The sequence below is a fragment of the Paenibacillus pinihumi DSM 23905 = JCM 16419 genome (assembly GCF_000422505.1).
In the GTDB taxonomy this organism is placed as follows: domain Bacteria; phylum Bacillota; class Bacilli; order Paenibacillales; family Paenibacillaceae; genus Paenibacillus_D; species Paenibacillus_D pinihumi.
This window is the reverse complement of record NZ_KE383865.1, coordinates 529,285-542,621: the sequence shown is the minus strand read 5'-3', so window position 1 is coordinate 542,621 and position 13,337 is coordinate 529,285. Positions and strand designations below refer to the sequence as shown.

Below are 13,337 nucleotides of genomic sequence, written 5' to 3'. Positions count from 1 at the left end.
AACCTCCTTGAAAAATAAACTACAGGATGAATGCTCTTATAATTCTTGGCTATCCGGGTAGATCTCAATAAAAAAGAGCCTTATGAAAGCCATAAGACTCCGGTTTGATTATTGGGACAAACGGAGAGCAAGCTCGTAAAGATCCATATTGAATGGTTTTTTCGTGTTAACGACTTTGTCAATATCCGTCGCTACGAATTCCCCGCGAATAATTCCGCAGGATTTGCCAGAATCGCCTTCCATCAGCTTGCGAACAGCGAAGTCGCCCAGACGGCTCGCAAGAATCCGGTCATTATGCGTCGGCGTACCGCCGCGCTGAATATGGCCGAGTACAGTTACGCGCGGCTCAATGCCATTGCGTGCTGTAATCTCGCGGGCCACATCTTCCCCGCTGCCTGCGCCTTCCGCGACAACGATAATGCTGTGGCGCTTGCCATGCTCAAAATTCTCCTGCATGCGGAGCGCTACCTGCTCCAGATCATAGGGAACCTCCGGTACAATAATCGTCTCGGCGCCACTGGCGAGTCCTGCATAAAGAGCAATATCTCCGCAGTGGCGGCCCATAACCTCAACGATTGAGGAACGCTCATGGGAGGTCATTGTATCACGAAGCTTGTTGATAGCATCCACTACGATACTTACTGCTGTATCAAAGCCGATCGTGAAATCGGTGAACGGAATGTCGTTGTCAATTGTGCCTGGCAGCGCCATTGTCTTGATGCCCAGCTTGCTCAGCTTGTTCGCTCCCTGATAGGAGCCGTCTCCGCCGATAACAACCAGGCCGTCGATGCCGCGCTCGCGCAAAATCTGGGCGCCGCGCTCCTGGCCTTCAGCCGTCATGAACTCTTTGCATCTCGCTGTCTGCAGTACCGTGCCGCCGCGCTGAATAATATCCCCAACACTGCGCAAATCCATTGGTCTGAGGTCATTATTCAACAGCCCCTGATAGCCGCGTTGAATTCCGTATACTTCAAGACCATGAAATAATGCGCTTCTGACGACAGCGCGTACGGCTGCATTCATCCCCTGCGAATCTCCGCCGCTTGTCAATACTGCAATTGATTTTACTTGTGACATGCTTGTCAATCCTCCTATTATCCCACACTTAATCTATATTGCTTAGCGCGAATATACACACTGTTAAGCCAGAAAAATACCCGTGTTAACGGACTTCTTCTCATGAGCTGCTTGGAGATGCGCTTGACATCCTCCTGTTTTCTCACCTTGGGGTCCGATAAATACAGGGCAAGCAGTCCTTCAATTACCATACGATGAAATCGCGCTGCGGGCAATACCCTGACATCTCTGCGGGCATTCTGCACAATATCCCCGATCCGGTTCACCATTTGGGACTGGTTGTCATAATAATTGCAGAAGTTCAGGTCGCCGCCTTCGCGGTCCTCCTCCTGGTCAATCAGATAATCCAATAATATATGGAGTCCGCAGACATGAGGAAAATAAGCGTCGCGGATCGTATCTGCATCCTTTTGCTTCAGCCCGGAATGAGCGGCGGCCAGAAACAGCATGAACATGCCGAGCGTCGAGCCTGTCGCTGCTGCGAACTCATTCCACTGCAACTGTGGATAGCTGTGACGGTTCTCTTCCCACCATTTTAACAGGCGCGGCTCTCTCAAGTCTTTGCGAATATGCTTGTGAACCTGGAGATCAGCGTAAAGGCTGACCAGATCGATGACCTGGTGCTTGACCTGCGGATAGGAAGGGAGCTTGGCGATGCTCTGCCGGCAGGTCTCTACCAGAGCCAGCAAATAGCCGTCATCGTCACGTTCCCGGCGAAGCGCGTAGTAATCCTTCGGTGTTGCCTCAAGATCAACCGCATCCAGCATGGACTGGTGCAGCAGACGAAAATCATCGGGGTCAAGCGAGGTGCTCCGGTCGCACAGATTGTCCAGATAATCACTGATCGTCTGCAAAGCGACAATAAGCGGAGTCAATACATGACGGTCATCAAGGCTTGCCGCGGCATAGATCGCGCCGCCCTGGCAATGGAACTTCTTGGATGCTATGCTGGCCAGCGCCTGCGTCCTGAGCTCAGGGTCCGGAATCATCTCCGCGCGCCGTTTCCAGTAATCAAGCTGTGCATCTACTTCTGGAAGTACATACTTGTATACACGATACATTAGCCGCAGCGGGCTGCTGGGAGCCCTGTGCTTCATAGCGTTCAGACTATTCAATGAGGCGTCCTCCCTGTTCAATGGTTTATCCGGAATGACGTCTTGGTTCCATATCCTGATTCGTTCGATACCAGATATGTAAATCATGAATTCGGCTGGCCAGCTCTGCAATCTCCGAATTTAACCGGCAGGAATCCTCAAAGTCATCCTCATCATACAGTTTGGCCTGCTTTTCATTAATTGTCTTCTCAAGCGCCATAATCCGATCCGGAATATGTCCGCGAACAGCCTCCCAATAGGCAAGTATAGCATAACTGGCCCAATCCTGCTTCAGGTCCGGCAGTTCGATTTTCAGGCGCTCATCCCATTTGAAGTGGTTCCCCGTCATCAATTTAATCCTCCAACCATTAATGTACCACTTCAAACGTGACAAATCCAGCGAAAATGAATGAAATCAGACCGTAAACGGTTTCACATTTTGTCTATGCCTTCCTGACCGGCATGGTTATTTGTAACGTTCCGTTTTGCAGCCCAGCCGCTTGAAAAATTAGTTATTGACATATCCGCTTGTCTTTTATCATGATATACTGTTTACCATGCTGCTAATGCAACTGGCGGCGCTTGCAGGCGCTGCAGTGATCAATACATACCAATGTTTTACGTCCGCGGGTGCACAGGGCCGTCCGCAGAACATAATTCGCTAACACCTACTGTTTAAAAGGGGAATCACCAATCATGGCAACTACATCTGCGCTGGAGTCACAGGAACCCGAATTATCACCGACCGCCTCCAAAGAAGCGTCCAGGATGAGAATTTTCAGCTTTTCTTTCTATACAACATCGGCTGTCGTCATCTCCTATTTCCCGCTTTACTTCCATGATAGAGGGTACTCGGAGCAGCAAATCGGGATTTTGTATTCGATCGGTCCGGCACTGGCTATTTTCGCCAACCTGCTGGCCGGAATGGCCAGTGACAGATTCCGGACCATCCGCAAAATTATGATGATCCTGCTTGCAGGACAGTTGGGAATGCTGTCGTTTCTGTTAACCTCAGCCGATTTTATTGCTGTCTGCTTTATCATGGCCGGGTTTTATTTTTTCCAAACCCCGTTGAACCCGTTAAATGACAGTCTGATCCTGCTGTCTGTCAAGCATACAGGGCGCAAATACCCTTCTATCCGCATCTTTGGCTCTATCGGCTTTGCTGTTGCCGCGCTTGGCATCGGCCAGTTTCTGAAGTCCAGCGGATCAGGCACGACGATGATCGTCTGTATGATCACCATTATCATCTCTTTAGGTTTGTCATTTACCTTGAAGGACTACCAGCAGACCAGCGCACCGAAGGTTCAATACAGCGGCTTTCTCAGGCTGGTCAGCAAACCGGATGTGCTTGTTTTCTTCCTGCTGATTCTTCTGCTGTCGATCTCGCACCGGATGAACGACGGTTTTCTCGCCGTTGCGATGAGGCAGATGGGGGCGGATGAATCCATGGTGGGAATAGCGTGGATGGTATCTGCGGTAAGTGAAATTCCGGTGCTCTTCCTGCTCGGCAAATACGGGCACAAGTTCAAAGATCTGCCCCTGCTGGCCTTCGCCGGGCTCGCTTATGCACTCAGGTTCTGGCTGCTCTCGCGCATCGATGCTCCAGATTGGGCCATACTGATCCAAGCCTTGCACAGCATTTCCTTTGGCGTCTTTTTCTCGACAGCGCTAAGATATATGACACATCTGATTCCCGATGAGTTTCGCGCCTCCGGCCAGGCGCTCTTTGCAGTCATCTGGACTGGTGTTGCCGGTCTAATAAGCGGTATGCTTGGCGGGTACGTGCTGGAGAACTTCGGCCGGAGCATCTTCTTTCAAGCCGCAGCATGGCTGGCGCTTCTTGGGGCCGCCGGCTTTCTGGTCAAGCATATGCGCAGCAAGTAAAATAAACACATGGCTGCCAGCGGCAAGGCATGTTCATTATATATACACAAATTGGCTTGAAGCCTATGCCTGCGTAAAAAGCAAGGGCCGAGCCTGGAAAGGAGCTTTTCCGGGTCCGGCCCTTGCTGCATCGTCAGATATGCGGTTCGTTTGCTGGCCTCAGCCGGCAAACGAGCCGGCTTGGTGAACCTTGTTCATTCATCCAATCGGCTCAAGACAACAAAACTCCCGACCTCTAGGGGGCGGGAGTTTTGCCGATATATCGCTACTTCCTATAATATAAAAGGTTTATTCAAAACCAATTATCTTATAATTTATTTACGTTAGCAGCCTGAGGTCCACGATTGCCTTCAGTAATATCGAATTCTACAGATTGACCTTCTTCCAATGTTTTAAATCCATCACCTTGGATTGCGGAGAAGTGTACGAATACATCTTCGCCATCCTCAATAGAGATAAAACCGTAGCCTTTTTCTGCGTTAAACCATTTAACTGTTCCTTTCAAATGAACAACCTCCTAAAAATGACCGCCGATTAAAACCGACGAGTAGCTTTATTATACTGTATTTTTATGGATAATGCAATTTCAAACTCCGAAATTTTTACAATAGCTTGTTTACTGGCGAATTGTAATTTGATTGAACAAATTTGTGAAAATACTCCAATCAAAGATTACGAAATGAAGAGCGCAGCATTTTTAAAAGCCGGATTCAGTTCTTGATAATCTTCAAATAAGAAGTGGAATCCGGGATAAAAGAAAGGCTGGAAGGACAGGTCTTTGGCTCACCTCCAAATTGCCGCACAGCCTCCAACAGCTCTTCAAGCTGAGGGTAAGGCTCATAACGCAAATTTAGCAAAGGATAGATTCGGATCGAGCCGCCTCTTCGGGTCACTCTCAACATCTCCTTCAGAGCGAGCATATGGAATTCCACCCCCTTCTGATCTCCGTACAGAAACAGAAAATGACTGCACAGCACCATTGTGAACTGATCATCGGCAAACGGCAAATCAGGCAGGCTCCCAGGAAGATAAACATTCGTTCGCGAAGAAACATAATCCGCATAAAATATATTCATCGATTTGAGCCTGCCAAGACGATGCCTGTCAATTGAACCATAATAGCTCCAATCGAATTGATCCTTAAGGCTGGCCAGTTTGGATGTGGAAACTTCAATTTCCTTCGCGGCCTCTGCAGCAATATCTTCAGGCTCCATGGCATAGCGGGGATCAGTTGCAACAGCATCCATGCCCCGTTGTCTCGATTCTGCTGTAAATGAAGACGCGCCTGCTGCAATATCCAGTACAGGCCCTTTAAAGCAATCGGCTGCAGAGAGCGAAAACATCCGCTCATACTCCTCAAAACTGCGGCAAGTCATGGCAACGCCTGTTTGCTCATATTCTTTCATGCAAAACTCTCCTCTTCTCAGCTGTTCTGGTCATTCTCTTCTCATCTCGCTGAAACAAAATAGGTTCCATTTTAAGGAAAATAAAGATTTGGCCTATCGTAACATACCTTTGTCATTGCATTCCACCCTCTATTTTCGCTATGATGTAAGAAAAGAAAGCGAGGAAAAATCAGCATATGTTCAAGAAATACGAAATTTATAAAAAAGACAACTACAATATGCTCAAGGTAGAAGTCCGGGGCAAAACGATTATTGTACGTGAAATCTCCGACCAATGGGGAGAGGACTGCCACACCTTCGTCAGCCGCCCGCAAATGATGCATTGGGCTGAGAACCGGTTCCGTCCTGAGGATTTTATCGGGAGGGAAGAAGAGCGGGAAGCGATCATAGCCGCTTTTAAAGAAATTTAACCGTCATTTTGGGAGGACAAGGTATGGATTCAACAACTACGCTGATTTTTATTATCGCCGCCTTTTGCCTGGGTGCTATTTTGATAATGAAAAAAGACCAGATTCCGGCCGGATTGAGGCGCGGGCTTGCACTTGTTTCCATTCTGATGCTGGCCTTTGCCTTTTTCCTTATTGTATATAGCTTCTTAACGATGTAAATTCAAAAACAAATTTCTCACTGATTCCTCACAAGAGGACTATCAGGTGCCGGGGTAAGCTATATTGTAATTATGGACTGGGATCATCACTTGTCTGCCGGTGTCCTGTCCCGACAAAGGGCAAGCTTCAGCTTGCGGCGAGGATTCATACAAAACATAACGATACCATTCATGAAGCAGCGGAAATTGGAACATACTAGGGCAAAATGAAGGAGTTGTGAATGCCCTTGAAATGGATTTCCCTGCTTCTGTCAATTGGCCTGCTGTCCTCCTCCGCAACCCCGGAGCATATCAGTGCCGGCAACGGACATCAGCTGCAGCCAGGCAAAGAAAGTACTAAGATACATAATTTGAGGAGGAACAAAATGAGTAAATTACCGAAGCGTTCAGAAGTCAAGTCCGAGCACCGCTGGAAATTGGAAGACCTCTTTGCCGATCAGTCCGCCTGGAATCAGGAATATGATCAGGCAAAAGAGCAAATCAAGCAAATCACTACCTTCGAAGGCACTTTGTCTGATCCGGCGAAGCTGAAAGCCTGCTTTGAACTGGAAGACCAGCTATCCTTCCATGTTGAGCGCCTTTATGTGTATGCGAACATGCGCCATCATGAAGACATGGCGGAGCCAGGCAACCAGGCATTATCCGATAAAGCGAAGAAGCTTAGCGTACAATCCGGCGAAGCGACCTCGTTCATTACACCTGAGGTGCTCAGCCTGACCGATAATCAATTGGCAGCTTTCATCGCAGATCCGCAGCTCGCTCCATTCCGTCAAACATTGCTCGAAATGCAGCGCGAGAAAGCTCACGTATTGTCCAAAGCAGAAGAAATGCTGCTGGCCCAGGTCGGCAACGTCAGCCAAGGGCCTAGCAATATTTTCTCGATGCTGAATAATGCCGATTTGAAATTCCCGAAAGTGAAAAACGAGAACGGGGAAGAAATCGAGCTGACACATGGCCGCTACATCCAGTTCCTGGAGAGCAAGGATCGTGAGGTCCGCAAAAATGCATTCAAGGCGATGTATGAAACATATGGAAAAATGAAAAATACACTGGCCGCTACATTGAATGCCAATGTAACCAAAAATGTATTCTATGCCCGTGCGCGCAAATATCCTTCCGTACTGGAAATGTCCCTGTTTGGCGACAACATTCAGAAGGAAGTCTATACAAATCTGATTGATACCATTCATAAGCACTTGCCGCTCATGCACCGGTACATGAACCTTCGCAAGAAGCTGCTAAAGGTTGATGAACTGCATATGTATGACCTGTTCTCCCCTCTTGTTGAGGAATTCAAAATGGATATTCCTTATCAGGAGGCAGTGAAGACGGTCAAGGAAAGCTTGAAGCCGCTTGGCGAGGATTACCTGAACGTGCTCCAGCAAGGTTTTGACAACGGCTGGATTGATATCTATGAGAATGAAGGCAAGCGCAGCGGCGCATACAGCTGGGGCGCTTACGGCACACACCCGTATGTCCTTCTCAATCATAATGACAATTTGAACAGCATGTTCACGCTGACGCATGAGATGGGCCACGCGCTGCATTCGTACTATTCGGACAACAACCAGCCTTATCGTGATGCGCAGTACACGATCTTCCTGGCCGAAGTGGCGTCCACACTGAACGAAGCGCTCCTGATGCACTACATGCTGGAGAAATCCACAGATCTGAAGGAAAAAATGTACCTGCTCACCTACTATGCGGACCAGTTCCGCACAACGGTATTCCGTCAGACGATGTTCGCTGAATTCGAGAAGATTATTCATGAGAAAGTGGAGCAAGGCGAATCACTGACACCGCAAGAGCTGAGCAAAATTTACTATGACCTTAACGTCCTGTATTATGGCGAAGACATGGTCGTTGATCAGGATATTGAAATGGAATGGGCTCGTATTCCTCACTTCTACACCAGCTTCTACGTGTACAAATATGCAACAGGCTTCTCCGCTGCTACCAGCTTCTCCAAGCAGATTCTGGAGGAAGGTGCTCCGGCTGTCGAGCGCTATCTCGGCTTCCTGAAGAGCGGGGGCAGCGATTACTCGATTAACATTCTGAAAACTGCCGGCGTTGACATGTCTACACCGGAGCCTGTGAGCCAGGCCATGAGTGTGTTCGAAAACCTGATCAAGCAAATGGAACAACTCGAAGGATAAGTTTGTCTGCCTGACAGCAAACAATCTATATAAAAAGCAAGGGCTGCTCCGTCATTCCGGTGACGAAAGCAGCCCTTGCTTTTTTTTGCAGATCATCTATTGGCTTGTCCGGCTTGTTATATAAACAACCGGTACAACAGTATGGCCAGTACTCCGGCAAAGGCGGAGGACACGAAATTGACGGCATCATTATTCATCCAGGACCAGCCGCGAATACGGACGGTCTGCACATTGCAATGAACACGCCGCTCCGTCTCCCGGGCACAAGCCGGACAGCGGTACATGACTTGTCCGCTTGCCCCAATCAGAGAATCTGCGAAGGCACCCGCGAGACCGGAGACTGCGGCTGCAATAATCAGGACAAGCGTGGCAATGGCCGTCAGTTCAGTCTGAACCAGCGCCCCGGGCGCCGAAATTGGCGCAGCCTGACTAAGCAGTGCGGCACAAAGGCCAATAAAAGCGGCACCCCCCAGTGCCGCGAGACTTCCAAGAAGGGTGACCCCGCCGCTGGTGCCTGCAGGCACCAGCTTGCCGGTGAGCAGTGCCCGGGGCTGACTTTTGCTGAGTGCGCCGATTTCGGTGGCCCAAGTATCCGCATTAACAGAGGCCAGCACACCGGCAAAGGCAAATAACCACAACGGATCCGGATGCCAGGCATGAGCGGCGCACAGGACAAGACCCAGCCCCCCATTTGCCCATACCTGCATGCCGTCACGCCTGCTGCCCTTGGCATAATTCGCTTCTGCGGCATGCTTGGCACGGGAACTATGCTTCCACCTGGACCAAAGCGTGGAGGAAATAAAAAAGGCGATCAGTGTCCCGAACCATACGGGACCGCCCAGAACAAAATAAGCTGTCCCCATCGCTGCGGCCGACCACGCTCCTGAGGCTGAAAGCGAGGAGCGGCGATAGGCCAGCCCGGCAATAAGGAGGCTTCCCGCCAGCCCGGCAAGCAGCCGGAACCAGCCATAGGTCAACCATTCTGCAATCATGAGTAAGTCCCTTCCTTCGTTTGCAGGAATTTGGCAAAAGATGTCGAACATAACAACATTAGCTGGATACCATTTCTACCGGGGAGTGTACGTGTTGGTGGACGATGAAACCCTGTTCAATGGACCAATGGAGCCATTGTACGATGAACTGGGCGCAGAACAGATGCTGCGCATTATTTTTAATTATACAACAAAAATCGCCAACGAACGCAGTCTGCAGCGCGTGCTCATACTGATGGCGGACATGGGCCGGGAAATGATACGGGCAGACCGCTGCACAGTCTGGATTATTGACCACAGCCGGGGTGAACTGTTTACGCGGGTCTCTCACGGTGTAGAAGAGCTGCGCATCCCGCTCGGCTCCGGATTTGTCGGACATTCCATTGCTACGGGAGAACCGCTGCTGATCGAGAATGCCGCTCTTGATCCCCGGCATAATAGTGAGAATGACAGAGCTACCGGTTACCGGACACATACAGTGATAACCGTCCCGTTTGTCGGCAGCGACGGGCAGATTATCGGCGCTTACCAGGCTGTCAACAAGCTGGCCGCAAGCGGTGTATTCAGCCGCCAGGACCTGGAATACCTGAAACTGGCAGCTTCCTATGCCGGTAAATCGCTGGAATCTGTCATCTTGCATGAGGAGATTGCATCCACTCAACGGGAGCTTATACTCGCGCTTGGTGAAATCGGCGAGAGCCGGTCCAAGGAAACGGGCTACCATGTCAAGCGGGTGGCGGAATATTCCTATATTCTGGCGCTCGGACTTGGCTTTGCCCAGACAGAAGCCGAACATCTGAAGATGGCCTCGCCCATGCATGACATCGGCAAGATCGCCATTCCGGACTCCATTTTGCAAAAGCCGGGCAAGCTCACCACGGAAGAATATGAATTAATGAAAACCCATACGGTGATTGGTTATAACATGCTGGGAAGCTCCAAGCGGGAGCTTCTTCATTCAGCCGCTTATATCGCGCACCAGCATCATGAAAAATGGAACGGAAGCGGGTATCCTCAAGGCCTTCAGGGGCATGATATTCACCTCTACGGCCGGATTACCGCTGTTGCTGATGTCTTCGATGCGCTAGGCAGTGACCGCGTGTACAAAAAAGCATGGGAGCTTGACCGCATTATCTCCCTAATGAAGGAAGAGCGGGGACAGCATTTTGACCCCCGGATTGTCGATGTTTTTTTCACCCAGCTTCCAAGGCTGCTGGCAATCCGCGACCAGTACCAGGACCCGCTGCTCTTCTCACCGCAATCCGAACTTGCTTAGAAGGCACTAACGGAAACCTGAACCAGGTTGTCCATTTTAACAAAAACCCTGCATCCTTGCCTCCGTTACCTATCATGACGGATACAGGCAGTTGCAGGGTTTTGTTGCAATTGTCAGACGGCTACATGCTTAGCGCCTGGGCATAACGGTCCGGGTAGTTGGTGCAAATCATTAAATTCGCATTCATCTCCATCAGCCTGCGCATTGTGGCTGCATCATTAACCGTCCAGGCCATTACCGTCAAGCCCGCCTGATGCCATTCCTGCAGTCTATGGGGCGTAATCTGTGTATACCCGATTGACAAAAAGGCAGCCTCAAGACGATTCAGCTCGGCGATCAGCTGGCTGGGAGAAGCGTCAATGATAAGCCCTGTGACAATATCGGGGCTTATCTTTTTTACATTGTAAAGGGTATCCGGATCAAAGGAAGTGATGACAGTGTCAAACTGCAGGTTATATTTATACAGCAGTTCTACCACCTTCTGCTCAATTTCAGGGTAATTGGAGCCGAGAGTCTTCAGTTCAATATTCAGCCTGCACCGGCCTGCTGTTGCGTGCAGCATCTGCTCCAGTGTGGGGACAGGCTCCCCTTCAAATGAACGGCCGAACCAGCGCCCTGCATCCAGATTAGCCAGCTCTTCCGCGGTGTAGTCCGCCACCTTCCCCTTGCCGTTTGTCGTACGGTTAACCCAATCGTCATGAATAACAACCGGAATCTGATCCTTTGACAACTGGACATCGATTTCCATCCACTGCACAAATGGATACGCCATTGCATGGCGGGCTGCAATTAATGTATTTTCAGGAGCTTCCCCGGAAGCCCCGCGGTGAGCCACACACAAATTGTTCACAAGCTTTCCCCCTGCTATCTTTTGAACTATCCTGCTAGGAACCGGAACTTAGTTTTCCTTCCGAATCGATCTTAACGCCGAATGAAATGGCTTCAATACGTTTCAGCAAAGTTTGCGCCGCTTCTCCTTCCAGCAAAGCCGGCTGTGATGCGACAGCCTTCATCGGATGAAATCGCATCTGGCAGTCCCCGCTGCGGCTGCACTTGGCATCCAGCACACCGGTCTCTGCCGCTTTCTCAGTGGATGTCATATTAAAAATAAAATTGCCCATACTGTATGCGATCCATTTGCCCTTATACTGTTCAAAGCCTTGCAGCACATGGGGGTGCGAGCCAATAACGAGATCCGCGCCCGCATCGATGTACTCTCTGGCAAAACTGCGCTGATAGTTCTCAGGAAGATCTGCCCGCTCTATCCCCCAGTGAACCATTACGACTACAAGATCAGCTTCCTTCTTGGCTTTTTCGATCGCCGCCTTGGCACGGGTCGTATCATAAGACTCCGCAACCCCTGCCCGGTATTTCTCCGCCTTCCATTCTACGAAAGGTACAACTCGGCTTATGCCTATGTATGCCACCTTAATGCCTTTTGCTTCAAGAATGACAGGCGTGAAAGCCTCGGTATCATTATTGCCTGCCCCCACATGGGGAATACCGGCCTTATCCAGATGCTTCATCGTGTCGAGCAGACCTTCGACACCCATATCGAGCGTATGATTATTAGCCAGCGTAACGACATTGAACCCGGCGTCTTTGAGCGCTGGCAGAGATTCAGGCTTGCCGTTAAACACGAACTTTTTGTCTTCGGCAGGTGTGCCGCGGGTTGTGAACGGGCTCTCCAGATTGCCTGCCGTCAAATCCGCATCAGCCAGATAGGACAGCGATTTTGCGTAAGGATAATCATAACCTTGTTCATCCAGCTGCTTCTGTACGGAGCCCGCCAATAAAATATCTCCGACGAAAGCGAGCAGCACCTGCTCATCCTCCTCCCCATACTGCGGATTGACCGGCTGATGTTCGGGCGGCTGACTGCCCTCATTTGGATCTGCTGGCGTATTCAACCCATCATCAGGCGTTTCATCAGGCTCTTGCACTCCGTCACTCGGGTCCGGCAAAGACGTACCGCCTTCCGGTGGAAGTTCTTCCTGATTCTGATTCTGTTCCTGCCCATTGCCGCTCTTGTCGCGGTTTTCCTGAATTCCCGGCTCGTTGCGATCGGCAATCTGAGGGCCCGGCGACGCAGCCCCATTATCCCAAAGTCCATTGTAGCTTCCCCATAATAAGGCAGCGAAGACGATTAATAATGCCGCCATTACCCCATTTAATATCAGGAGACGCCTGACTTTTCTCTGTTTCCTGCTTTTTTTTTGTTTGTGTTTGTCCGATCGGCTGATAGGCATGATTGCTTAGACCCCTTTTGACTGTCATTAACGTCTCGTTAAATCTCCTCCATTATAGCAGTTATCCTGCAGGGTGTTACACTGCTAAAAGTCCTTATCCCTGCAAGAAATTGAATCATCATCTAATTTCCTGGCGCACCAAAAAAGTTTGACAAGATCATAATATTCCTATATAACTATAATAGTTATAACCATTTTGGTTATAGGTTAAAAATTTTGGGAGGTTACTATGAAAATCACAGATCATTTTATCCCCGTTTTTACCAATCAACTAGATACAACTGTTGCTTATTATGAATCTCTTGCTAACCGGACTATGGATCGGCGATGGGATATTCCCGAAGCCGGCTTGTCCTTAGCCACAGTATATCCTTACGTTATCGTATCCGGAAGTACGGAGGCCTTGGAGCCTGCCAGATCACTCCGTGCTGTCGTGTACGTTGATTCCATGAACGAATTGAAGGAAGAATTAAAACAGCAAAATACCCTCATAATAAGGGATCAGCATGGTCCTATTGGTCCAAGCATTTTTGTACAACATCCCGATGGCAGTTTTATAGAATATGTAGAGCCTGCACAAGCTGCTGAGTGAC

14 protein-coding genes are annotated in these 13,337 nt (G+C 49.6%); 6 read left to right on the top strand and 8 right to left on the bottom strand.

The genetic code is table 11. The features are described from left to right. Positions 1-108 precede the first annotated feature (108 nt). The 3 genes from pfkA to H583_RS0122750 are packed head-to-tail and all read right to left on the bottom strand — an operon-like array spanning position 109 to position 2,520. On the bottom strand, positions 109-1,077 hold the full coding sequence (gene pfkA / locus H583_RS0122760) for a 6-phosphofructokinase (RefSeq protein WP_028562487.1): 969 nt from the start codon (positions 1,075-1,077) through the stop codon (positions 109-111). Between the two features lie 17 nt (positions 1,078-1,094). Beyond that, entirely contained in the window at positions 1,095-2,174 is a 1,080-nt protein-coding gene (locus H583_RS0122755) for a tetraprenyl-beta-curcumene synthase family protein (protein ID WP_081667496.1), read from the bottom strand. A 43-nt stretch (positions 2,175-2,217) separates the two neighbouring features. After that, on the bottom strand, positions 2,218-2,520 hold the full coding sequence (locus H583_RS0122750; protein WP_028562485.1) for a hypothetical protein: 303 nt from the start codon (positions 2,518-2,520) through the stop codon (positions 2,218-2,220). A 347-nt stretch (positions 2,521-2,867) separates the two neighbouring features. On the opposite strand from H583_RS0122750, the gene H583_RS0122745 reads away from it, so the two are divergent. After that, on the top strand, positions 2,868-4,058 hold the full coding sequence (locus H583_RS0122745; RefSeq protein ID WP_028562484.1) for an MFS transporter: 1,191 nt from the start codon (positions 2,868-2,870) through the stop codon (positions 4,056-4,058). Between the two features lie 307 nt (positions 4,059-4,365). Here H583_RS0122745 and H583_RS0122740 read toward each other — a convergent pair whose 3' ends face one another. Continuing rightward, positions 4,366-4,563, bottom strand: a complete 198-nt coding sequence (locus H583_RS0122740; RefSeq protein WP_028562483.1) for a cold shock domain-containing protein — start codon at positions 4,561-4,563, stop codon at positions 4,366-4,368. 205 nt (positions 4,564-4,768) lie between these two features. Then, positions 4,769-5,464, bottom strand: a complete 696-nt coding sequence (locus H583_RS0122735) for a class I SAM-dependent methyltransferase (RefSeq protein WP_036710510.1) — start codon at positions 5,462-5,464, stop codon at positions 4,769-4,771. A gap of 176 nt (positions 5,465-5,640) precedes the next feature. On the opposite strand from H583_RS0122735, the gene H583_RS0122730 reads away from it, so the two are divergent. From H583_RS0122730 to pepF, 3 genes are all read left to right on the top strand, one after another. Continuing rightward, positions 5,641-5,874 (top strand): hypothetical protein, encoded by a 234-nt coding sequence (locus tag H583_RS0122730; protein ID WP_028562481.1) that lies wholly within the window; start codon positions 5,641-5,643, stop codon positions 5,872-5,874. 23 nt (positions 5,875-5,897) lie between these two features. Then, complete coding sequence (locus H583_RS37255; RefSeq protein WP_036710508.1) at positions 5,898-6,071, top strand: hypothetical protein; 174 nt, start codon at positions 5,898-5,900, stop codon at positions 6,069-6,071. Between the two features lie 365 nt (positions 6,072-6,436). Further along, positions 6,437-8,227 carry an oligoendopeptidase F gene (pepF, locus tag H583_RS0122720; RefSeq protein WP_028562480.1) on the top strand — a complete coding sequence of 597 codons (1,791 nt, stop codon included), beginning with the start codon at positions 6,437-6,439 and terminating at the stop codon, positions 8,225-8,227. Between the two features lie 116 nt (positions 8,228-8,343). Here pepF and H583_RS0122715 read toward each other — a convergent pair whose 3' ends face one another. Then, positions 8,344-9,219, bottom strand: a complete 876-nt coding sequence (locus H583_RS0122715; RefSeq protein WP_051236852.1) for a DUF92 domain-containing protein — start codon at positions 9,217-9,219, stop codon at positions 8,344-8,346. 97 nt (positions 9,220-9,316) lie between these two features. On the opposite strand from H583_RS0122715, the gene H583_RS0122710 reads away from it, so the two are divergent. Beyond that, the gene (locus H583_RS0122710) at positions 9,317-10,495 is read left to right on the top strand and encodes an HD domain-containing phosphohydrolase (protein WP_245585973.1); all 1,179 of its coding nucleotides are present in this window, start codon (positions 9,317-9,319) and stop codon (positions 10,493-10,495) included. Between the two features lie 121 nt (positions 10,496-10,616). On the opposite strand, the gene H583_RS0122705 is transcribed toward H583_RS0122710, so the two are convergent. Both H583_RS0122705 and H583_RS0122700 read right to left on the bottom strand, forming a co-directional pair. Then, positions 10,617-11,345 (bottom strand): glycerophosphodiester phosphodiesterase, encoded by a 729-nt coding sequence (locus tag H583_RS0122705; protein WP_028562477.1) that lies wholly within the window; start codon positions 11,343-11,345, stop codon positions 10,617-10,619. 34 nt (positions 11,346-11,379) lie between these two features. Further along, positions 11,380-12,657, bottom strand: a complete 1,278-nt coding sequence (locus tag H583_RS0122700; protein WP_245585972.1) for a CapA family protein — start codon at positions 12,655-12,657, stop codon at positions 11,380-11,382. A 316-nt stretch (positions 12,658-12,973) separates the two neighbouring features. Between H583_RS0122700 and H583_RS0122695 the strand changes: the two genes are divergently transcribed. Continuing rightward, positions 12,974-13,336, top strand: a complete 363-nt coding sequence (locus tag H583_RS0122695; protein ID WP_028562475.1) for a VOC family protein — start codon at positions 12,974-12,976, stop codon at positions 13,334-13,336. Position 13,337: the final 1 nt, after the last annotated feature.

What these genes read in the sequence shown, in the direction of transcription:
- H583_RS0122695 (WP_028562475.1), top strand. Translation starts at nt 12,974, where the DNA reads ATGAAAATCACAGATCATTTTATCCCCGTTTTTACCAATCAACTAGAT.
- H583_RS0122715 (WP_051236852.1), bottom strand. Translation starts at nt 9,219, where the DNA reads ATGATTGCAGAATGGTTGACCTATGGCTGGTTCCGGCTGCTTGCCGGG.
- H583_RS0122735 (WP_036710510.1), bottom strand. Translation starts at nt 5,464, where the DNA reads ATGAAAGAATATGAGCAAACAGGCGTTGCCATGACTTGCCGCAGTTTT.
- H583_RS0122750 (WP_028562485.1), bottom strand. Translation starts at nt 2,520, where the DNA reads ATGACGGGGAACCACTTCAAATGGGATGAGCGCCTGAAAATCGAACTG.
- pepF (WP_028562480.1), top strand. Translation starts at nt 6,437, where the DNA reads ATGAGTAAATTACCGAAGCGTTCAGAAGTCAAGTCCGAGCACCGCTGG.
- H583_RS0122755 (WP_081667496.1), bottom strand. Translation starts at nt 2,174, where the DNA reads ATGAAGCACAGGGCTCCCAGCAGCCCGCTGCGGCTAATGTATCGTGTA.
- H583_RS37255 (WP_036710508.1), top strand. Translation starts at nt 5,898, where the DNA reads ATGGATTCAACAACTACGCTGATTTTTATTATCGCCGCCTTTTGCCTG.
- H583_RS0122745 (WP_028562484.1), top strand. Translation starts at nt 2,868, where the DNA reads ATGGCAACTACATCTGCGCTGGAGTCACAGGAACCCGAATTATCACCG.
- H583_RS0122700 (WP_245585972.1), bottom strand. Translation starts at nt 12,657, where the DNA reads ATGGCGGCATTATTAATCGTCTTCGCTGCCTTATTATGGGGAAGCTAC.
- pfkA (WP_028562487.1), bottom strand. Translation starts at nt 1,077, where the DNA reads ATGTCACAAGTAAAATCAATTGCAGTATTGACAAGCGGCGGAGATTCG.
- H583_RS0122730 (WP_028562481.1), top strand. Translation starts at nt 5,641, where the DNA reads ATGTTCAAGAAATACGAAATTTATAAAAAAGACAACTACAATATGCTC.